The sequence below is a fragment of the Microbacterium paraoxydans genome, from assembly GCF_900105335.1.
Lineage (GTDB): Bacteria > Actinomycetota > Actinomycetes > Actinomycetales > Microbacteriaceae > Microbacterium > Microbacterium paraoxydans.
The window spans coordinates 1982155-2002775 of sequence record NZ_LT629770.1 but is presented as its reverse complement, the minus strand read 5'-3'; the positions used below and the strand labels follow the sequence as shown (position 1 = coordinate 2002775).

The 20621-nt window shown below is 67.5% G+C and carries 19 protein-coding genes and 2 tRNA genes; 8 read left to right on the top strand and 13 right to left on the bottom strand.

The features are described from left to right. Positions 1 to 15 precede the first annotated feature (15 nt). Positions 16 to 1137 carry a M24 family metallopeptidase gene (locus BLU02_RS10005; RefSeq protein ID WP_060922729.1) on the top strand — a complete coding sequence of 374 codons (1122 nt, stop codon included), beginning with the start codon at positions 16 to 18 and terminating at the stop codon, positions 1135 to 1137. A 9-nt stretch (positions 1138 to 1146) separates the two neighbouring features. On the opposite strand, the gene BLU02_RS10000 is transcribed toward BLU02_RS10005, so the two are convergent. The 3 genes from BLU02_RS10000 to BLU02_RS09990 form a co-directional block, all read right to left on the bottom strand. Beyond that, positions 1147 to 1222: transfer RNA gene (locus tag BLU02_RS10000), tRNA-Ala, on the bottom strand. 26 nt (positions 1223 to 1248) lie between these two features. Beyond that, positions 1249 to 1322 (bottom strand) — tRNA-Ile (locus tag BLU02_RS09995). 86 nt (positions 1323 to 1408) lie between these two features. Continuing rightward, positions 1409 to 2185: a DUF4097 family beta strand repeat-containing protein gene (locus BLU02_RS09990; protein WP_060922730.1), complete on the bottom strand. Its 777-nt coding sequence runs from the start codon at positions 2183 to 2185 to the stop codon at positions 1409 to 1411. On the opposite strand from BLU02_RS09990, the gene BLU02_RS17770 reads away from it, so the two are divergent. After that, positions 2175 to 2324 (top strand): hypothetical protein, encoded by a 150-nt coding sequence (locus BLU02_RS17770; RefSeq protein ID WP_231919544.1) that lies wholly within the window; start codon positions 2175 to 2177, stop codon positions 2322 to 2324. The genes BLU02_RS09990 and BLU02_RS17770 overlap by 11 nt on opposite strands. Here the strand turns inward: BLU02_RS17770 and BLU02_RS09985 are convergent. From BLU02_RS09985 to BLU02_RS09940, 10 genes are all read right to left on the bottom strand, one after another. Beyond that, positions 2314 to 3003: a LuxR C-terminal-related transcriptional regulator gene (locus tag BLU02_RS09985; protein ID WP_060922731.1), complete on the bottom strand. Its 690-nt coding sequence runs from the start codon at positions 3001 to 3003 to the stop codon at positions 2314 to 2316. The genes BLU02_RS17770 and BLU02_RS09985 overlap by 11 nt on opposite strands. Continuing rightward, positions 2991 to 4448, bottom strand: a complete 1458-nt coding sequence (locus BLU02_RS09980; RefSeq protein ID WP_083370958.1) for a sensor histidine kinase — start codon at positions 4446 to 4448, stop codon at positions 2991 to 2993. Before BLU02_RS09980 ends, BLU02_RS09985 begins: the two co-directional genes overlap by 13 nt. Before the next feature lie 166 nt (positions 4449 to 4614). Then, entirely contained in the window at positions 4615 to 5019 is a 405-nt protein-coding gene (locus BLU02_RS09975; protein ID WP_025102877.1) for a DUF3566 domain-containing protein, read from the bottom strand. Beyond that, positions 5016 to 7571, bottom strand: coding sequence for a DNA gyrase subunit A (gene gyrA / locus BLU02_RS09970; protein WP_060921323.1), 2556 nt, complete (start codon positions 7569 to 7571; stop codon positions 5016 to 5018). The genes BLU02_RS09975 and gyrA overlap by 4 nt, the downstream gene beginning before the upstream one ends. A gap of 72 nt (positions 7572 to 7643) precedes the next feature. After that, complete coding sequence (gene gyrB, locus BLU02_RS09965) at positions 7644 to 9725, bottom strand: DNA topoisomerase (ATP-hydrolyzing) subunit B (RefSeq protein WP_082749948.1); 2082 nt, start codon at positions 9723 to 9725, stop codon at positions 7644 to 7646. A gap of 118 nt (positions 9726 to 9843) precedes the next feature. Further along, positions 9844 to 10353 carry a DciA family protein gene (locus BLU02_RS09960; protein ID WP_060921324.1) on the bottom strand — a complete coding sequence of 170 codons (510 nt, stop codon included), beginning with the start codon at positions 10351 to 10353 and terminating at the stop codon, positions 9844 to 9846. Then, complete coding sequence (gene recF, locus BLU02_RS09955) at positions 10346 to 11560, bottom strand: DNA replication/repair protein RecF (RefSeq protein WP_060921325.1); 1215 nt, start codon at positions 11558 to 11560, stop codon at positions 10346 to 10348. The genes BLU02_RS09960 and recF overlap by 8 nt, the downstream gene beginning before the upstream one ends. A gap of 52 nt (positions 11561 to 11612) precedes the next feature. Continuing rightward, on the bottom strand, positions 11613 to 12755 hold the full coding sequence (gene dnaN / locus BLU02_RS09950) for a DNA polymerase III subunit beta (protein ID WP_025102872.1): 1143 nt from the start codon (positions 12753 to 12755) through the stop codon (positions 11613 to 11615). Positions 12756 to 13242: 487 nt separating this feature from the next. Beyond that, positions 13243 to 14634, bottom strand: a complete 1392-nt coding sequence (gene dnaA, locus BLU02_RS09945) for a chromosomal replication initiator protein DnaA (RefSeq protein WP_060921326.1) — start codon at positions 14632 to 14634, stop codon at positions 13243 to 13245. A 185-nt stretch (positions 14635 to 14819) separates the two neighbouring features. After that, positions 14820 to 15053 (bottom strand): hypothetical protein, encoded by a 234-nt coding sequence (locus BLU02_RS09940; protein WP_060921327.1) that lies wholly within the window; start codon positions 15051 to 15053, stop codon positions 14820 to 14822. A 172-nt stretch (positions 15054 to 15225) separates the two neighbouring features. Here BLU02_RS09940 and rpmH point away from each other — a divergent pair, with 172 nt between their 5' ends. From rpmH to rsmG, 6 genes are read left to right on the top strand one after another with little or no spacing between them, the layout of a single operon-like run. After that, positions 15226 to 15363, top strand: coding sequence for a 50S ribosomal protein L34 (gene rpmH, locus BLU02_RS09935; protein WP_022879826.1), 138 nt, complete (start codon positions 15226 to 15228; stop codon positions 15361 to 15363). Positions 15364 to 15369: 6 nt separating this feature from the next. Continuing rightward, positions 15370 to 15720 (top strand): ribonuclease P protein component, encoded by a 351-nt coding sequence (gene rnpA, locus BLU02_RS09930; RefSeq protein ID WP_082749949.1) that lies wholly within the window; start codon positions 15370 to 15372, stop codon positions 15718 to 15720. Continuing rightward, the gene (gene yidD, locus BLU02_RS09925) at positions 15717 to 16067 is read left to right on the top strand and encodes a membrane protein insertion efficiency factor YidD (RefSeq protein WP_060921329.1); all 351 of its coding nucleotides are present in this window, start codon (positions 15717 to 15719) and stop codon (positions 16065 to 16067) included. The genes rnpA and yidD overlap by 4 nt, the downstream gene beginning before the upstream one ends. A gap of 3 nt (positions 16068 to 16070) precedes the next feature. Next, positions 16071 to 17141, top strand: coding sequence for a membrane protein insertase YidC (yidC, locus tag BLU02_RS09920; RefSeq protein WP_060921330.1), 1071 nt, complete (start codon positions 16071 to 16073; stop codon positions 17139 to 17141). Then, positions 17138 to 17629, top strand: coding sequence for a Jag family protein (locus BLU02_RS09915; RefSeq protein ID WP_025102865.1), 492 nt, complete (start codon positions 17138 to 17140; stop codon positions 17627 to 17629). Before yidC ends, BLU02_RS09915 begins: the two co-directional genes overlap by 4 nt. A gap of 24 nt (positions 17630 to 17653) precedes the next feature. Further along, the gene (gene rsmG / locus BLU02_RS09910; RefSeq protein ID WP_060921331.1) at positions 17654 to 18301 is read left to right on the top strand and encodes a 16S rRNA (guanine(527)-N(7))-methyltransferase RsmG; all 648 of its coding nucleotides are present in this window, start codon (positions 17654 to 17656) and stop codon (positions 18299 to 18301) included. The last annotated feature ends 2320 nt before the right edge of the window (positions 18302 to 20621 follow it).

Sequence of the window (20621 nt, the reverse complement as noted above, 5' to 3'; positions counted from 1 at the left end):
GTTAGCGTGGTGCCTGTGAGCACCCTTCCCTTCTCCGCCGCCGTCTACGCCCGCCGTCTCGCACGCGCGCAGGAGCGCGCCAAGGAGGCTGGCCTCGACGCGATCATCGTCGGTCCCGGCCCCGACCTGCAGTACCTCCTCGGTGTCGAGGGTGACACCATCGAGCGGCTGACCGCCCTCGTCCTGCCGCCGCAGGGCGCGGCGACGGTCATCGTCCCGCGGATGGAGCTCGCCAAGGTGCGCAGCACGGCCGTCGGAGAACTCGGACTGACCGTCGCCGATTGGGTCGACGGCGACGATCCGTACGCCCTCGTCGCCGCGGCGACCGGTCCCGTCTCCCGCGTCGGGGTGTCGGATGCGCTTCCCGCGCTGCACGTCGTCCCGATCGGGGAAGGGCTGCAGGCCCGGCTCGAACTCGCCACGCCGGTGCTCCGCGAGGGCCGGATGACCAAGGACGACGAGGAGATCGCCGAGCTGCGCCGAGCCGGCGCGGCGATCGATGCCGTGCACCGCCGCGTGCCCGGCTGGCTGCGCGCCGGCCGCACCGAGCGGGAGGTCGCCGCCGACATCGCCGCGGCGATCGTGGAGGAGGGGCATCGGACCGTCGAGTTCGTCATCGTCGGGTCGGGGCCCAACGGGGCCGACCCGCACCACGAGGTCTCCGACCGGGTCATCGAGGACGGCGATGTGGTGGTCGTCGACATCGGGGGTGCCGTTCCGAGCGGCTACAACTCGGACAGCACGAGGACCTACGTCGTCGGAACGCCCGATCCGGCAGCCGCGGACCGGATCGCCACTCTCGTCCGGGCGCAGCAGGCCGCCGTGGATGCGGTGCACCCCGGGGTCACCGCGGCGGAGGTCGACGCGGCCGCCCGCTCGGTTCTCGCGGAGGCGGGGCTCGGCGACGCGTTCCTGCATCGCACGGGTCACGGGATCGGCGTCTCGGTGCACGAGGAGCCCTACATCGCGCCCGGCAACGACCTCGTGCTCCGCGAGGGCATGGCCTTCAGCATCGAGCCCGGCATCTACTTCGCCGACGAGTGGGGAGCCCGCATCGAGGACATCGTGGTCGTGACGGCAGACGGGGCCGAGCGACTGAACACGGCGCCGCACGAACTCACGCCGGCCGACCGGTGAGGGAGAGGATGGTGGAGCCTAGGAGATTCGAACTCCTGACATCCTGCTTGCAAAGCAGGCGCTCTACCAACTGAGCTAAGGCCCCGTGAGGGAATTCTTGAATTGAAAGGGTGGGGCTACCAGGACTTGAACCTGGGACCTCTTCATTATCAGTGAAGCGCTCTAACCGCCTGAGCTATAGCCCCGTCAACCTCCAGAACTTTACCGGAGTTTCGGCGAAAATCCGAATCGAGGGCGAGGACCCCCTCCGGGATCCTCGCCCTCGGCCGGGTCACCGTCCCGGACTGACGTCCACGCTGCCGGCCGACACGGACACGTCGATCGTGCGGCGAGCGCTCGGGGACTCGTCGACCCGGGCATCGAACGAGCCCGCGTTGACGTCCTGACTGATCCGATACTCCACGTCGGGAAGGGTCAGATTCAGCGATCCGGCGCTCACGTCGATCGTGGTCGTCGTCGGCGCATCGCCGGTCAGCTCCACCGTCAGATCGCCTGCAGCGATGCCGAGATCCGCCTGGTCGACGCCGTCCAGGAGGACGTCCGCGCGTCCCGCATTCATCTGCACATCGAAGGCCGAGGCCGCACCGGAGACGTCGAGGGATCCGGCGTTGATCTGGACCTCCAGCGTGCCGAACTCACCGGAGACGTCGAGAGCGCCGGCATCGAGCGTGAGACTCGCGTCGAGGTCGGAGCCGCTGAGCTCCTCCGGAAGGGTGAGGACGGCACGCTCGTCGTCGCCGAACCAGTTGCCGAACCACCAGCCGAAGGCCGGCCGAGGACTCCGGACGACGAGCTCGTCCGCCTCGCGCTCGAACGTCCACGAACCGCGGCCGTTGGTCACGGAGAGCTCCGCCGCGTCCACATCGCCGAAGTCGATGCGGACCATACTCGCGTCGGCGTCGAGATCGATCGCGGTGACGCCGTCGACGTCCACCGTCTGCACCGAATCCGGCCGGCTGGAGGAGAGGAGGGTGCCGGTCGCCGCGACGGCCGCCGTGCCTCCGGCTCCGAGCAGGGCGATCCCACCGACCACGGCGGTGACGATCATCACCGCCGTCGCTCCGGACGAGCGCTGGGGTCCGGGCGCGCCGGGCGCCGGCGTGGGTAAGGCCGCGGACGGCGGCGGGGGAGGAGTGATCGGGGTGTGTCCCCCCTGTGCTCCGGTGTTCTCGGTGGTCATCGTGTGACTCCTGTCTGGCCGTTCGGCGGCGTCGTGCCGCCCGTGTTCTCGAGGTGGGCGAGGGCGGCGAGCACGCGGCGGTTGCCCGACTCGTCCTGTTCGAAGCCCAGCTTCTGGAAGATGGAGGTGATGTGCTTCTCGACGCTCGCCGCCGAGAGGAAGAGGAGGCCGGCGATCGCCTGGTTCGACTTGCCCTCGGCGAGCAGGGCCAGCACGGTGCGCTCCCGCTCGGTGAGCCGCATCATGCGGTCGTCGCGGTTCCGCCGGGTCAGGAGCTGAGCCACCACTTCCGGGTCCAGCACCGTGGCGCCGTCGGCGATGCGCTGCACCGAATCGATGAACTCGGCGACGTCCGCCACCCGGTCCTTCAGGAGATAGCCGAGCGGACCGCCCTGCGCGGCGATGAGGTCGGACGCGTAGCGCTCCTCCACGTACTGCGAGAGCACGAGGATGGCGAGCGCCGGGTGCATGGCCCGCAGATCCAGGGCCGCGCGGATGCCCTCGTCCGTGAAGGTGGGCGGCAGCCGCACGTCCAGGATGCAGAGGTCGGGCGTGGTCGAGAGCACGGCCTCGCGAAGACCGGTCGTGTCGGTGAGCGCGGCGACCACCTCGTGGCCTGCGTCTTCGAGGAGGCGCACCAGGCCCTCGCGCAGGAGGACGGAATCCTCGCAGATCAGGATGCGCATGGCACGTTCACCTCCAGGCTGGTCGGACCGCCCTGGGGGCTGTCGAGTCGAAAGGTCCCGCCGGCGGCGAGGATCCGGTTCGCGATGCCGTCGAGGCCTCCGCCCGGGATCACCTGGGCGCCGCCCATGCCGTTGTCCTCGACCCGCGCCCAGAGGGTGTTCCCCTCACGGAGCCGGACCGTGACGCGCGCTTCGCTCGCTCGGGAGTGCTTCGCCGCGTTGGTCAGCGACTCGGCGATGGAGAAGTACACCGCCGCCTCCGCATCGCGCCCCGGCCGCGCGGCCCCGGAGCCGTAACCCTGGCTCCCCGAGCCGCCACCCTGGGTCCCTGAGCCGTACCCCTGGGTCCCTGAGCCGCCACCCTGGGTCCCTGAGCCGTACCCCTGGGTCCCTGAGCCGCCACCCTGGGTCCCTGAGCCGCCACCCTGGGTCCCTGAGCCGCGACCCTGGGTCCCTGAGCTTGTCGAAGGGTCCATCCGCACGTCCAACTGCACGGGGATGGGGGAGCGGCTGGCGAGCGCCGACAGTGCGGCGTCCAGGCCGCGGTCGTCGAGCACCGACGCGTGGATGCCTCGTGCGAGCTGCCGGAGCTCGGTGATCGCTGCCTTCGTCGACGTGTGCGCCTCGGAGATGAGCTCCTTCGCGGCGTCGGGGTCGGTGTCTATCTTCTGCTGGGCGAGGCCCAGCGTCATCCCGACCGAGACGAGCCGCGGCTGGACGCCGTCGTGCAGGTCGCGCTCGATCCGCGTCCGTTCCAGGTCGGCCGCGCGGACCGCTCCCTCCCGCTGGGCGGTGGATGCCCGCACACGCTCGGTGAGCTCGACCTCCCGGGCCCGGGCGACGATCGCCAGCGCCAGCGTGCGAGCCAGGAGCGCGAGGCCGATGATGCCGGCCGCCGAGGCGAGCGCGCCGAGGATACCGATCAGGAGCGCCCAGGACACCGGGATCTGCCCGCCACCGAAGGGACCGATGATCGTCTCTACCGACGTCAGCGGGGCGAAGGCGATGAAGATCGACCAGAGGAAGGCCCAGAACAGCCGGAGCACCACGAACCCGAGGACGGCGGTGATGGCGAAGTTCGCGACCGCGCGCCACATCCGTCCGTCGATGGCCTGCCGCCCGAGGGAGCGGAGCCAGCCGCCGAAGCCCGGCTGGTCCCGGGGCTGGAGCCGCAGCGGGGCGTTCGGCACCCGGTACAGGCCGGCGATGCGGGCGATCTCGAACCAGCCGACGCCGAAGAGCGCGTACACGAGGCCTACGAGCACCACGATGCCGACGCCGAAGACGAAGAGGAGGCCGAGCCCGGTGCCGAGGAGCCCGCCGAGCATCCCGAAGATGGCGCCCCCGATCACCCCGACGCCGGCGAGATGCAGGATCGTGAGGGGGATGCGCAGCGGCGGCCTCCCGGTCGCAGCGGCCGCGGGGGTCGCAGTCTGTGTGGTCATGCTTCCACGGTAGGGCCGCCGCGCGACCGCGCCCACCGAGTCAGCCGGACACTCCCGTTCGGGTTTTCCCTACCCCCACCCGTCGAAACCCCGTCCTATCGCCGAAACCCCGGCCTGCATCCGTGTGCAGGCCGGGGTCTCGGCGGGAAGACGGGGTCTCGGAGGCTCAGTTCGACATGAAGCCGACGAGCAGCCCGCCGGTGACCTTCACGGCCAGGTTGTAGATTCCGGCGACGACGGCGCCGAGCACCGTGAACACGATGAGGTTGAGGATCGCGACGACGGCGGCGAACGCCATGACCTGCGGCAGCCCCACCAGCTCGGACAGCGGGATGGCGCCGTCGGTGAAGCTGCGCACGAACTCGTCGGCGGTGGACATGATGCCGGTGGCCTGCAACACGAGGAAGATCAGGAAGAACGACACCATCGTGACGACGGCCAGCGCGACCGCTCCCAGGAAGGAGAGCTTCACGGCGGACCAGAAGTCGACGTAGACGAGCCGCAGACGGACCTGCTTACCGCCGGTTTTCCGTGTCGACTTCTTCGCCAGCTTGTCGGCCACTGTGCTCATGCGTCTGTATCCTCGGGTGTCTCAGTCGTCTGGGGGGCCTCGGCATCGGCATCCGGCTCGGTCTCCTCTTCGGTGAGACCACGCTCACCGTTCCGGGCGATGGCGAGGATGCGGTCGGCCTCCGTCGTGCGGGCGAACACCACTCCCATGGTGTCGCGACCCTTGGCGGGGACCTCGGCCACGGCAGAGCGTACCACCTTGCCGCTGGACAGAACCACCAAGACCTCGTCGTCCTCGGACACGATCAGACCGCCCGCGAGAGTGCCCCGATCGTCGTTCAGCTTGGCGACCTTGATGCCGTATCCGCCGCGCCCCTGGACCCGGTATTCCTTGACGGCGGTGCGCTTGGCATAGCCGCCGTCGGTCACGACGAACACATACTTCCCGAGTGCGGCGACCGAAGCGGACAGCAGGCTGTCGCCCTCGCGGAACTTCATGCCCTTCACGCCGGCGGTGGCGCGACCCATCGGGCGCAGGGCCTCGTCGGTCGCCTGGAACCGCACCGACATGCCCTTGCGGCTGATGAGGAGGATGTCGTCCTCGGCGTTGACGAGGAGGGCGCTGACCAGCTCGTCCTCGTCGTTCAGCCGGATCGCGATCACGCCGCCCTGGCGGTTGGTGTCGTAGTTGTCGAGGCGGGTCTTCTTGACCAGGCCTTCGCGCGTGGCGAGGACGAGGTAGTCGGCCACCGCGTAGTCGCGGATGTCGAGGACCTGCGCGATGCTCTCGTCCGGCTGCAGCGCGAGGAGGTTCGCGACGTGCGTGCCCTTCGCGTCACGCCCGGCCTCCGGCACCTCGTACGTCTTCGCGCGGTAGACCCGGCCCTTGTCGGTGAAGAACAGCAGCCAGTGATGGGTCGTCGTGACGAAGAAGTGCTCAACGATGTCGTCGGCGCGGAGCTGGGCGCCCTTGACGCCCTTGCCACCCCGGTGCTGCGAACGGTAGTTGTCGCTGCGCGTGCGCTTGATGTAGCCCTCGCGCGTGACGGTGACGACCATCTCCTCCTCGGCGATGAGGTCTTCCATCGAGACGTCGCCGTCGAAGCCGTGCAGGATGTGCGTGCGCCGCTCGTCCCCGAACCGGTCGACGATCGCGGTGAGCTCTTCGCGGATGATCGTCCGCTGCCGGCCCTCATCGGCGAGGATCGCCTTGTAGTCCGCGATGAGCGCCTCGAGCTCGTTCGCCTGGTCGATGATCTTCTGACGCTCCAGTGCGGCGAGGCGACGGAGCTGCATCTGCAGGATCGCATCGGCCTGGATCTCGTCGATGTCGAGGAGCTTCTGCAGACCCTCGTTCGCATCTTGGGTCGTCTGCGACCGGCGGATGAGCGCGATCACCTCATCGAGCGCGTCGAGCGCCTTCAGGTAGCCGCGCAGGATGTGCATGCGCTTCTCGGCCTCGTTCAGCCGGAACTGCGTCCGTCGCACGATGACGTCGATCTGGTGGGCGATCCAGTTCGAGATGAAGCCGTCGATCGCGAGCGTCCGGGGCACGCCGTCCACGATCGCGAGCATGTTCGCGCCGAAGTTCTCCTGCAGCTGCGTGTGCTTGTAGAGGTTGTTCAGCACCACCTTCGCCACGGCATCGCGCTTGAGCACGACGACGAGGCGCTGACCCGTGCGGTCCGAGGACTCGTCGCGGATGTCGGCGATGCCGGTGATCTTGCCGTCGCGCGCGAGGTCGCCGATCTTGACGGCCACGTTGTCGGGGTTCACCTGGTACGGCAGCTCGGTGATGACCAGGCAGGTCCGCCCCTGGATCTCCTCGACGTTGACGACCGCGCGCATCGTGATCGAGCCGCGGCCGGTGCGGTACGCCTCGTGGATGCCCTTCGTGCCGAGGATCTGCGCGCCGGTCGGGAAGTCCGGTCCGGGGATGCGCTGGATCAGCCCGTCCAGCAGCTGCTCCCGGGGGAGGTCCGGGTTGTCCAGCGCCCACAGCGCGGCATCGGATACCTCACGGAGGTTGTGCGGCGGGATGTTGGTCGCCATGCCGACCGCGATGCCGACCGAGCCGTTGACGAGGAGGTTCGGGAACCGGGACGGCAGAACCGTCGGCTCCTGGGTCTGACCGTCGTAGTTGTCGGCGAAGTCGACGGTGTCCTCTTCGATGTCGCGCACCATCTCGAGCGCGAGCGGGGCCATTTTCGTCTCGGTGTACCGCGGTGCCGCCGCGCCCATGTTTCCGGGGGAGCCGAAGTTGCCCTGGCCGAGAGCGAGCGGGTATCGGAGCGACCACGGCTGCACCAGGCGGACGAGCGCGTCGTAGATCGCCGAGTCGCCGTGCGGGTGATACTGACCCATGACCTCGCCGACGACGCGGGCGCACTTGGAGAACGACTTGTCGGGGCGGAATCCGCCGTCGTACATGCCGTAGATCACGCGCCGGTGCACGGGCTTGAGACCGTCGCGCACATCGGGGAGAGCACGGCCGACGATGACCGCCATGGCGTAGTCGAGATAGCTGCGCTGCATCTCCGACTGCAGATCGACCTGGTCGATCTTGCCGTGCTCGTGGCCCTCAGTGATGTCGGGGCGTTCTTCGTCAGTCATGTGTCTTTCCTGGTTGGCTGAGCTTGTCGAGGCGTCGGATCCCCTGGCACACGCTCAGGGGCCCCGCGGTGATCAGATGTCGAGGAACCGGACGTCCTTGGCGTTGCGCTGGATGAAGCTCCGACGCGATTCCACGTCCTCGCCCATCAGCACGCTGAAGATCTCGTCTGCGGCGGCGGCGTCCTCGATGGTCACCTGGCGGAGCGTCCGGGTGGTGTGGTCCATCGTGGTCTCCCACAGCTCCTTGGCGTTCATCTCGCCGAGACCCTTGTAGCGCTGGATGCCGGCGTCCTTCGGGATGCGCTTGCCGTTCTCCAGGCCGTAGGCCAGCAGCGCGTCGCGCTCGGCGTCGCTGAACACGTACTCGTGCGCCGCGTTCGACCACTTCAGGCGGTAGAGCGGGGGCATCGCGAGGTACACGAAGCCGGCCTCGATGAGTCCGCGCATGTAGCGGAACAGCAGCGTGAGCAGCAGGGTGGTGATGTGCTGGCCGTCGACGTCGGCATCGGCCATCAGCACGATCTTGTGATAGCGCGCCTTCTCGATGTCGAACTCCTCGCCGATGCCCGTGCCGAAGGCCTGGATCATCGCCTGGACTTCCTTGTTGCCGAGCGCCTTGTCGAGACGCGCGCGCTCGACGTTGAGGATCTTGCCGCGCAGCGCGAGGATCGCCTGCGTGTGCGGGTCGCGACCCTGCACCGCCGAACCGCCGGCCGAGTCGCCCTCCACGAGGAAGATCTCGCTGATCGACGGGTCCTTGCTCGTGCAGTCCTTGAGCTTGTCGGGCATCGCTGCCGACTCGAAGACGCTCTTGCGGCGAGCCGTCTCGCGCGCCTTGCGGGCGGCGAGCCGCGCGGTCGCCGCGTCGATCGCCTTGCGGATGACGTTCTTCGCCTGGGTCGGGTTGCGGTCGAACCAGTCGCCGAGCTGATCCCCGACCACCTTCTGCACGAACGCCTTCGCCTCGGTGTTGCCGAGCTTGGTCTTGGTCTGGCCCTCGAACTGGGGCTCGCCGAGCTTGATCGAGATGACGGCGGTCAGCCCCTCGCGCACGTCGTCGCCGGAGAGGTTGTCGTCCTTCTCCTTAAGGAGGTTGTTCGCACGGGCGTAGCGGTTGACGAGCGTGGTGAGCGCCGCCCGGAAGCCCTCCTCGTGCGTGCCGCCCTCGTGCGTGTTGATCGTGTTCGCGTAGGTGAACACGTTCTCCGTGTAGGACGTGGTCCACTGCATCGCGACCTCGAGAGAGATCTTGCGGGCCGTGTCCTCCGACTCGAAGGCGATGATCTCCTCGTTGACGACCTCGGCGTGGCGCACCTTGTTCAGGTACTCGACGTAGTCGACGAGACCGCGCTCGTAGAAGAAGACGTCGCTCGGCTGCTTCGTGACCGCCTGGCCGTCCTCCTCGGTCTCGTACGCCGACTCCGGCCGCTCGTCGGACAGCTCGATGCGCAGTCCCTTGTTGAGGAACGCCATCTGCTGGAACCGGGTGCGGAGCGTGTCGTAATCGAACTCGACCGTCTCCTGGAAGATCTCCGCGTCCGGCCAGAACGTGATGCTCGTCCCGGTCTCCTCGGTGGCCTCGCCCTTCTCGAGCTTCTGCTGCGGGACGCCGCCGTCGGCGAAGCTGTGCCGCCAGACGAAGCCCTTCTGCTTGACCTCCACGTCGAAGCGGGTCGACAGGGCGTTCACCACCGAGGATCCGACGCCGTGCAGACCGCCGGAGACGGCGTAAGCGCCACCGCCGAACTTGCCGCCGGCGTGCAGGATCGTCAGGACCACCTCGACGGTGGACTTCGACGGGTCGGAGGAGTGCGGATCGACGGGGATGCCGCGGCCGTTGTCGACCACGCGCACGCCGCCGTCGGCGAGAAGGGTGACGAAGATCGTGTCGGCGTAGCCGGCCAGCGCCTCATCGACGGAGTTGTCGACGATCTCGTAGACGAGGTGGTGCAGGCCGCGGGGTCCGGTCGAGCCGATGTACATGCCGGGGCGCTTGCGCACGGCCTCGAGTCCTTCGAGGATCTGGATCGAGTCGGCGCCGTACTCACCGGGCTGCTGCTTCTTCGGTGCGGGTGCCGCCGATCCTCCGGCCTGTGAGCCCGACGAAGCGTCGTTGTTCGGTTCCGTCTCGTCAGCAGGGGATTCAGGCGTCATCAGAGGGCATTCTCCAGATCGATATCTCGAATTCCCATTCTAGCGGGGTTTCGAGTCGAAATGCCGCTCAACGGCCGCGTGTGGCCCTCTGAGCGTTTCGGACCCCTTGCATGGTGCCCTACCCGTAGGTATCGCGCGGGCCCCGCCCTGGAACGGCTCTGGGACCCCATTTCCAGGAGGGGACGTCCGGTCCGATGAAGCGGAGGTTCTCCACCCCCGCCTCCGGATACCGTCGCCCGATCTCCGTGAGGATGGTCGCGCGCATGAACTGGAGGTTCTTCGCCCAGGCCGTCGAATGGCACTTCACGGTGAGCAGTCCGCGCTCGAGCGACACCGGCTCCGAGTGCTTCGCGGTGTCCGCCCCGGCGAGGTCGGCCCACTGGCGGACGAGGTCTTCCCGGGCGAGCGTCGTCTCCCACCCGGACTCGCGGCTGAGGGTGTCGAGCACGGCACCGAGACTGCCCGGATCGCGCCCGGGGGTGAACGGCGCGTTGTCGTCGTCGACGGTGATCCGTCGCTTGCGCTTCCAGTTCTTGGCACTCGGCTGGAGTCCCCGCAGTCGCAGGTAGGTGGCGACGGTCTCGGGAGCCTCCGGCGCGGCCGCGCTGTCGGTGAGCACATCAGTCATGGCTGGCACCCTCCTCTGCCTGCGATCGGTTCCGTTCGTCGCTGATGGTGCCCGCCGCGATACGGACCACGTGAGCACGGAGCACGTCGGGGATATCCTCCTCCACCGCCGCGGTGACCACCACCTGCTCGTAGCCTGCGGTGAGGGTGGCGAGTCGCTGGCGCCGATCCGCGTCGAGCTCGGCGAAGACGTCGTCGAGGATGAGCACCGGGTCGCCGGCGGGAGACTCGCTGCGCAGGAGTTCTGCGGAGGCGAGACGCAGAGCGAGTGCGACGGACCAGGACTCGCCATGCGAGGCGTAGCCCTTCACGGGGAGGTCGCGGACACGCAGCACCAGATCGTCGCGGTGCGGTCCGGTGAGGGTGAGGCCGCGGTCGAGCTCGTTCGATCGCTTCGCGGCGAGGGAGGCGCGGAACATCTCGGCGATGCGACGGGTGTCCCCGCGCACGTCGTCGCCGGGAGCGGTGCCCTCTGTGTCGTCCCGATCGTCGTCGTCCTCCGGATCGCCGCCGGCAACGGACAGGGCCCAGTCCAGCTGCGGCCGGTGGTCGGCGCCCGCGATCGCCGCGTAGGCGTCGGCCACCGGCTGCTGCAGGTCGGCGGCCAACCGCTGCCGCGCGGTGATGATCTCCGATCCGAGGGACACGAGCTTGTCGTCCCAGACGTCCAGCGTGCTCAAGGCCTCACCGCGGATGCCGCGCGCCCGCGCCGACTTGAGAAGGGCATTGCGCTGCTTGAGCACGCGATCGTAATCGGCCAGTACCGCGGCGAGACGCGGGGTGCGCTGGATGAGGAGCTGGTCGGCGAACCGGCGACGGGCCGACGGGTCTCCGCGGACGATCTGGAGGTCTTCCGGCGCGAACAGCACGACGTGCGCATAGCGGGGGAGCTCGTTGGTCTTCGACGGGGAGCCGTTGATGCGAGCCTTGTTCGATCCCTGCCGATTGAGCTGCACCTCGACCAGCACGCGCCGCTCGCCGTGGGAGAGCCGAGCCCGGATGACGGCGAAGTCCTGGCCGTCCCGCACCATCGGGGCATCGGACGACACCCGATGCGACCCGAGTGTCGCGAGGAAGACCACAGCCTCGGCGAGGTTCGTCTTGCCCTGGCCGTTCCGCCCGACGAGCACGTTCGGCCCTCGGTGCAGCGCGAGTTCCGCGGTCGCGTAATTGCGGAAATCGACCAGGCTGAGGTGCTCCACAATCACGGAGCCAGCCTACCTCCCGGGTCGGACACTCCCTCGGGGCGAGAGCTCGCGCTCAGCGCAGGAGCAGGTTGGGCTGCAGCAGGTACTTGAACGAGTCCAGACCGGCCTGGTCGACGGAGGTCTGGCTGGTGATGAGGACCGGGCTGAGCTTGTTGGCGTTGTCGCTGGAGGTGAACGTCACCCGCACGAACTCGCTCTTGACCGCGCCGAGCGCCTCGATGAGGTACTGCGGGTTGAGCCCCAGGGTCACCTCATCGCCGCCGGAGAGGATCGCGTCGACCGACTCGGACGCGCGGGCGTGCTCGCTGCCGGACGCATCCATCGTGACGCTGTCGGTCGAGAACGTGAAGCGGAGCGGAGCGGCACGATCGAGCACGAGGGACACACGACGGACGGCTTCGATGAGATCGGCGGTGTTGACGACGGCGTAGTGGTCGGTCTGCTCCGGGAAGAGGCGTCGCACCGGGGGGAAGTTGCCCTTGATGAGCAGCGAGGTCACGGTCTTGTTGCCTGCGGTGAACGCGATGATCTCGCGGTCTCCGGCTCCCGAGAACGCGATCTGGATCGTGCCGGCGTGACCGAAGGTCTTCCCGACCTCGACGAGCGTGCGAGCGGGGACCAGCGCGGTCGCCTCGACGGCCTCGCCGTCCCACGGCACGTCGCGGAGCGAGACCCGGTAGCGGTCGGTGGCGACGAGGCTGAGCGTGTGGCCGGTGACCTCGAGCTGGACACCCGTCAACACGGGAGTCACATCGTCGCGGGATGCGGCGAAGCCGACCTGCGCGATCGCGGTGCCGAACTCGTCGGCGGGGACGACGCCGGAGGATCCCGACACCTCGGGGATCGACGGGTATTCCTCGACCGGCATGGCGGCGAGCGTGAAGCGCGCCGAGCCGCAGGTGACGGCGATCCCGCCGTCATCCTCCACGGCGATCTCGATGGGAGCGTTCGGGAGTCGGCTCGCGATGTCCGAGAGCAGGCGGCCGTGGACGAGGATCGTGCCCGGGGTCTCGACCGTCGCCTCGATGGTCGTCCGTGCGGAGGCCTCGTAGTCGAAGGCCGAGAGCGTGAGTCCCGAACCGTCAGCCTCGATCAGGACTCCGGCGAGGATCGGCTGCGGATTGCGCTGGGGGAGCAGCTTGACGACGAAGGACACAGCCTCGCTGAAGACATCGCGGTTGACCTGAAACCTCACGGGTGCTCCCTTGTCGTCGAACATGACGGGTCGTCGTCGGGTCCTGCCAGTGCAGGGAATCCCATGCTAGCCCCACAGTCCTGCGCTTCCCTACGCCGGAGGACTTGTCATGCCTCGGACGGTTCTCCCCACCGTCTGGTGATCGGATCGCACCCTGAATGACTTAACTCCTTAACGGTGTTAACAGTTGTGGATACTGTGGATAACTCGGTGGAAAGCAGACGCGAGTAGGGAACTACAAGCCTGTCACTTGTGGAGACCCTGAGGAATCCGCGGGTGGAGAGGGGGCGGTCAGCGTTTCTTCTTCCCGGGGTTATCCACAGGTTTGCTGGATTGGCCCACATCCGGCACGGCGCGTTCCACGGTCATCCACAAGTTATCCACATGTGCATAGACGCATCTATCCGGCCATGCGGATGGTCGGGGAAAGCCGAGAGGGACGCCGTCCGGGTATCGGATGCGGCGTCCCTCTCGTGAGTGCAGGTCGTCAGCGGCGGCCGAGCTGCGTGGTGATCTCGGTCACCTGGTTGTAGATGGAGCGACGCTCTTTCATGAGCTCGCTGATCTTCTTGTAGGCATACATGACCGTCGTGTGGTCGCGGTTGCCGAAGAGCTGGCCGATCTTCGGGAGGGAGAGGCTGGTCCGTTCACGACAGAGGTACATGGCGATCTGCCGGGCGGTGGCGATCTGCTGCGAACGGCTGGACCCGTAGAGGTCGTCGACGGTGAGCTTGAAGTACTGCGCGGTCGCCGTGATGATGTCGGTGGGCGAGATGATGTTGTCCTCGGCCGTGTCGATGATGTCCCGCAGCACGGTCTGGGCGAGGGAGATGTCGAGGGCCGAGCGGTTCAAGCTCGCGAACGCCGACACCCGGATGAGTGCTCCCTCCAGCTCGCGGATGTTCGAGGACACCACCGTGGCGATGTACTCGAGCACCTCGTCGGGGATGTGGAGGGCCTCGCTCTGCGCCTTCTTCCGCAGGATGGCGATACGGGTCTCGAGATCGGGCGCCTGCACGTCGGTGATGAGGCCCCACTCGAAACGGCTGCGCATGCGGTCCTCGAAGCCCGTGAGGTGCTTCGGCGCGACATCGCTGGTGATCACGACCTGCTTGTTGTGGTCGTGCAGCGTGTTGAACGTGTGGAAGAACGCCTCCTGCGTCTCCGCACGCCCCTGGAGGAACTGGATGTCGTCGATGAGGAGGATGTCCACCTCGCGGTACCGGGCTTGGAAGGCGGCGCCACGGTTGTTGGCGATGGAGTTGATGAAGTCGTTCGTGAACTCCTCGCTGGAGACGTAGCGCACCTTGACCCCGGCGTAGAGCGACTGTGCGTAGTCGCCGATGGCGTGCAGGAGGTGGGTCTTGCCCAGTCCGGAGTCGCCGTAGATGAAGAGCGGGTTGTAGGCCTTGGCGGGCGCCTCGGCGACGGCCACCGCGGCCGCGTGGGCGAAGCGGTTGGACTGGCCGATGACGAAGTTGTCGAAGGTGTACTTCGGGTTGAGGCGTGACTCGTGGCGTAGCGCCGTCGGCTGCTCCATCGGTGACTCGGCGCGCACCGGGTCCTGCCGACCATAGTCCGCCACGGCGATGGGAGCGGTGGGCTGATCGGCGAGCTCGTGGTTCACGACCACCCGATACGACGTCACTTCCTCGCCGACATGAGCGAGGGCCTCCATGATGGGCAGGCGCAGACGCTTGTTGATCTGTGCCGCGGTGAGGTCGTTCGGCACCTCCAGATACAGCGTCGCCGACATCACGCCGGCCGGCACCGCGAGGCTCAGGAAGCCCTGGAGCTGCGGGGTGACCCGGTCATCGGATTCCAGCAGCTCCTGCACCGTGGTCCAGATCGGGACATCGGGCTGGGCTGGTGAGGACATGGTGCTCCGGACGACGGATCGGGAAGGGGAGCGCGGGAGAGGCTGCCCTGTGGATAACTACGGATGCCCACGCTAGTCATCGGCGTCGGGAACGGCAACCTGCCGCAGAGAATCAGGTCGTGTGACGGTTCGGTCGGTTGCTCGGGGTTGTGGATAGCTCCTGTGTGGAGGGGAGCCGGGCGCCGTCAGTCGGCGTCGTATTCGCAGCTGACCGTGCCCGAGTCCGAGGTCTTCTCGACGACCAGCTCATCGTTCCAGTAGATCCTGCAACCCACCGTCTGATCGTCGCTGTCGGTGGGTGCCGTGATCGTGATCCAGGCCGACGAGTCCGACGTGGTGTACTGCGCGTTCCCGACCGCCGGCCAGGGGAGAGTCCTGGTCTCGGTGTCGCTGCTGAAGGTGGCGGTGACGGATAGCATATCGACGGCCGGATGGCGCCCTCGCGCGCGGAGCGGCCGAGAACGGCCGTACGGTAGATTTGCCCTGCGCGCCGCCAAGACGTACCCTTAATCGGTTGACTTATGCCTGTATGGCAGTTCCCTATGTCTCCGGTCGAAGTGAATCCGGTGGCAGCATTCCCGGAGTGATCTCATGAGCAAGCGCACCTTCCAGCCCAACAACCGTCGTCGCGCCAAGAAGCACGGCTTCCGCGCCCGCATGCGCACCCGCGCCGGTCGTGCCATCCTCTCGGCACGCCGCGCGAAGGGCCGCACCGAGCTCTCCGCGTAAGCAGCTGTGCTCGCCCGCCCGTTCCGTTTGACCCGCGGGAGCGACTACCGACTGGTCGTTCGACGCGGATCGCGTTGTGGCGGGGCCCGCGTCCTCACCTCCATGCTGGCGACGGGCGAGAGCAGGGCAGCGCGGTTCGGTTTCATCATCAGCAAGCAGGTGGGCACCGCAGTGGTGCGCAACACCGTGCGTCGGCGACTCAAAGCCGTCTGTGCGGAGGCGTTGCCGCGTGTTCCGCAGGGCACGGATGTCGTCATCCGTGCCCTTCCTGCGTCCGCGACCGCGTCGTACGCCGAACTCCGCAGCGACGTTCATCGCTGCCTGGCTCGGCTCACGCCGGCCGAGGCCGCATCATGACCGCCTTGCCGGCGTCCTCTGTGGGGTCCGGGGAGATGCGCGGGCGAGACGCGGTTCGGAGCATCCCGCTCCTGCCGCGCAACGCCGTGCTCGCGTTCCTCGCGGGGTACCGCAAGGTGGTCTCGCCGATGTACGGGGACGTGTGTGCGTACTACCCCTCCTGTTCCGCCTACGCTGTAGGTGCGGTGCAGCAGCACGGCGCCGTGCGGGGGGCTCTGCTCTCGGCGTGGCGCATCCTCCGCTGCAATCCCTGGTCTCGCGGAGGCGTCGACGACGTCACACCGCATCGACACTTCCGCTACGACCTGACCGCACACGGTTTCGTCGTCCCCTCCCGAAAGGACTGATCGGTGGGTCTTGACCTTCTGTTCGCCAGTGCCACCCCCAGCCCGGAACCGGCATCCGGCGGATTCGACCTGCTCGGCACGATCCTGTGGCCGCTGAAGTGGGTCGTCGAGCTCATCCTCGTCGCCTGGCACTGGCTGCTGACGGCCGTCGGTCTCCCTGCGGCCTCCGGAATCACCTGGGTCCTCTCGATCGTCGGCCTCGTGATCGTGGTCCGTGCAGCGCTCATCCCGCTGTTCGTGAAGCAGATCAAGAGCCAGCGGAAGATGATGGAAATTGCTCCTGAACTGAGGAAAGTCCAGGAGAAGTATCGCGGCAAGAAGGACCAGCTCTCTCGCGAGGCGATGAGCCGCGAGACGATGGCGCTGTACAAGAAGCACGGCACGACGCCGATGTCGAGCTGTCTGCCCCTGCTCGTGCAGATGCCGATCTTCTTCTCGCTCTACAGCGTGCTGAGCGACGTCAGCAAGCACGCGACGCAGGGCGTCGGCGGTGTCGGGCTGCTGAGCGCGGAACTCACGCAGGAGTTCTACGACGCCAAGCTCTTCGGGGTCGCGTCCCTGCACGAGAACCTCGGCAACGCGATCGAGGCCCAGAACGTCACGGCGATCATCATCCTGATCACCCTGGTCGTCCTGATGATCGCGTCGCAGTTCTTCACGCAGCTGCAGATCATCTCGAAGAACCTCTCGCCGGAGGCCAAGACCGGCCAGGCGTACCAGATGCAGAAGATCATGCTCTACGTTCTGCCGCTGGGTTTCATCTTCTCCGGTGTCTTCTTCCCGCTCGGCGTGGTCGTGTACTGGTTCATCTCGAACCTCTGGACCATGGGGCAGCAGTTCCTCGTCATCCGTGAGATGCCGACTCCCGGCTCTGAAGCCGCCAAGGCTCGCGAGGAGCGGCTCGCCCGCAAGGGCAAGGCGATCGACTCCTCCGGCAAGGTCGTCCCGATGGCTGCCTACGAGGCCGAGCAGCAGCGCCTGCTCGAGGAGGCCGAGAAAGCGAAGGCGGCGGCGCCGAAGCGACAGCAGCCGGTCGGCAAGAAGCGTGCGAAGAAGAAGGGGAACGCGTCATGAGCGAGGTCGTGACCGGGAGCACAGAGCCCACTGTGGCGCAGCTCGAGAACGAGGGGGACGTCGCGGCGGACTACCTCGAGGAGCTGCTCGACATCGCAGACATCGACGGTGATCTGAACCTCGACGTCCGTCAGGGTCGTGCCTACGTCTCGGTCGAGGCCGAGGGTGACGGACTCGCGCTGCTCTCCGCTCCCGATACGGTGCAGGCGTTGCAGGAGCTCACGCGTCTCGCCGTCCAGAACAAGACCGGCTCGTTCTCGCGCCTCATCCTCGACATCGGTGGATCCCGCGACGCGCGGCGCCGTCAGCTCGTGACCCTGGTCGAGGCGGCGGCTGCCAAGCTCGATGAGGGCTCGTCGCAGGCCTCGCTGCCGGCGATGTCGAGCTATGAGCGCAAGCTGGTCCACGACATCGCCGCCGAGCGCGGGCTCGTCTCCGAGTCGTACGGCGAGGGCGCGGACCGCCACACGGTCCTGCGGCGGCACTGACACACGGAAGGCGAGCTCTGGCACGTGTCCGAGACGCAGGATCCCGGCGAGAAGACCGTCGAGCAGGAGCCGGCAGTCGCTGCCCAGATCTTCGGGGAGCGCCTGCAGCTCGCTCGACGGTTCACAGAATCCCTTGCGCGTGAGGGGGAGGAGCGGGGCCTGATCGGACCGCTGGAACTGCCCCGGTTGTGGACCCGTCACATCCTGAACAGCGCGATCGCCGCGCCCCTGTTCCACGGCTCCGTCGCGGACATCGGGTCCGGAGCCGGACTTCCTGGTCTGGTACTCGCGATCGCGCGACCCGACGTGTCGTGGACCCTCGTGGAGCCGATGGAGCGCCGGATCAATTGGTTGACTGAGCAAGTGAATGACCTGGGACTCACCAACGTCACCATTCTCCGCGCGCGTGCCGAGGACGTGCGTGCGAAGGGCGCCTTCGATGTCGTCACGGCTCGTGCGGTGAGCGCATTGCGGACGTTGATCCCTCTGACAGCGCCCCTAGTCCGCGATGGTGGGGAGCTGGCCCTGTTGAAGGGGATGAACGCCGCGAACGAGATCGAAGCGGCACGGAAGCAGATCGCGAAGTTCAAGCTCGCGGATGTTCGGGTCGAGGTGCTGGGTGAGGGGTTGCTCCCGGAGACCACGCGGGTCGTTCGCGCCTCCGTGCGCTGAGGAGGTCGCCGCTTCCCGTGAAACGGGGGGCTGACCCGGGGTCCGAACGTGCACCCATGTTCCCGGCGCCGTCGATACGTCGCCGGGAAGGCAGTCTCTACGGCGAGATGTCGGGCGAGCACGTCACGGAGGCCGCTCAGGCTGCGGCTGCGGCTGTCTTCGTCCGGATCGGAGTCGGAGCTGTCGTCGTTCCCGGCGCCCACCATGGTTCGTCCTGTCGTCGTATCGATGGACTCGCTCCGCGGGTCGACGCGCTGGGCTGGGATGCCCTGTGTCGGTGCGTCGCGCAAGGTGCCTTGCTCCGATTCGGACTCCGAGCTGTTTCACGTGAAACAGCTTCCCGTCTGCACCCTTGTATCGCCTTGGGGATAGGAACGCGACGCAGGGGGAGTGGGCTATCGTCACACTGCCGTGCGCCGATGCTTCGACATTCGTCCTTCTCCGGGCTCGTCAGTGGGTGCCGTGAACGCGGATGGGCGAACGGGACGATGGCGAGGTGGAGGTGTTGCCGAGGCAGGGCGGGATGGCACCCGTGAGGTTGAGGGGTGGGCCGTGTCCGTCGACCGTTGGGATGGGGCGACGTCCGCGCGGTGACTGCCGTGATGCCCTGTCTTCCGAGCGCTACCAAGGCAAGGCTCCGGTGCCTGCATGAGTAGGGCCCGGCAGCGCCCAGGCGATATCCGCGAACCGGGGCGACTCCGCTCGTCACGAACGCCTGGCTCCATGCGCTGTGGGCCCCCCATCCGGATGGCCGCGCCCCGATGCGAGGTCGGGTGGCAACGCGAGCGCTGCCCCGCTCAGCGCGTACTCGCGATGGCGGGCGGACGACTGGCTGGGCTCGGCCGCTCGGATTCACTCAGGAGAGGGCTGTGCGTCGCTTCGGCCGGCACCTGTCGGCTTTGCTCCGTTTCACGTGAAACAACGGCGACGACGTGTAGCGAATGCGGCGGACCAATGTCCGGGCGGCACGGTAGGCCTACGGAGACGCCTTGTGGGTAGGCGCAACTTCTGGCGTCCGACCCCTTCGGTGCGCTGAGGAGGAGACGCCGCCGACGTTTATGTGAAAGGGCGGCTGAATGCAGCTGGGGTCCAAGCGCTGGCGGCTAGGGGAGATCTCGGCTCACTGCCTGAGGGCGGTAGGTACGGCTGGGCGGCGATATTGGCTAAGAGGCTTGGCGCGAATGGCCGAGCATCGGGAGCCGTGCGGCGGTTTCACGTGAAACGGTGGCGACAGTTACCCGGGCGAAGGACTCTCGGTGCGTAAGGCAATCGTCTTGCTGCTCGAGCCCAGTGTTCGATGCTGCTGGCGGAGTTGGCAGGGAGCGCAGCGCGCAGGGCAGAGCGTCGGGCTGGTACCGCTGTTTCACGTGAAACGTTGGCCGTCAGGCGCCGCGCGAGCACCGCCGGCAGGGCGACAGCCGTCTCCTTATCTAGGAGAGGGCCTGATGCTGCGCGGCAGCGCTGAACCAGGATCGCAGCGCGCAGAGCCGAGAGTTCGGCGTCTTTCCGTGGTTTCACGTGAAACGGTTAAATCCAGTCGCTGTGGAAGCACGTGGGCAGGGGGGAGCAGCCGCGTCCCAATCCACGGTCGGTGTCCCATGCTCCCCGGCGACGACGGCCACGGATCGCAGCGCGCGGAGCCGAGCGTCGGGCTCCGTACCGCCGTCTCCCCTGAACGTCGTCCAGGGTGAGCCTGCGGCGGTCAGGGCGGTTGCGTGATCTGACGAAGCCCGGCCCAATGACAGTCAGGTGGTTTCTGGGCGTCAGTCTTGGTGATCGGTCGTGGGTTGCGTCGCACTCACGGTGGCGCTCTCCATCTATGCGGCGGCTGGAACGCGGTCGTTCGTGGGTGCGGGTGCCCCTGTAGTGAAGGGTTCGGCGTGGGCTGTCTGATTGTCTGGTTGTAGGCGGCCGGGATTTAAGGAGGTGTGCTCTCAGGGATTGGCGGACCGCGTGGAACCCTCGTGCGTGACCGAGCACCGACCGGTGGCCGTGAGCTCGACGACGTGCGCACGGTCACCCGCGTATCGTTCTGGGGGTGTCGCGGAGGATCCCGGGCCGTGCCTGGCGAACACTGGTGCCGAGCTTCTCGATTGCGCCACGGCATGCAGGGCGCACTCCAGCGGGCGCCACCGCTCCCGGTCCCCAGAAAGTTCACGCCAGGTCGGCCTACTGGACCACCTGCGGGATCCAGCGACACGGAGTTCGCGTTCGCCTGAAGATGGAGGACCGCGGGACGTTTCACGTGAAACAGGGCCGAGAGTGTGGACTCATCAGCTCTCCTCACGCACGAAGAGCAGCGGACCGGAGGATCCCGCGT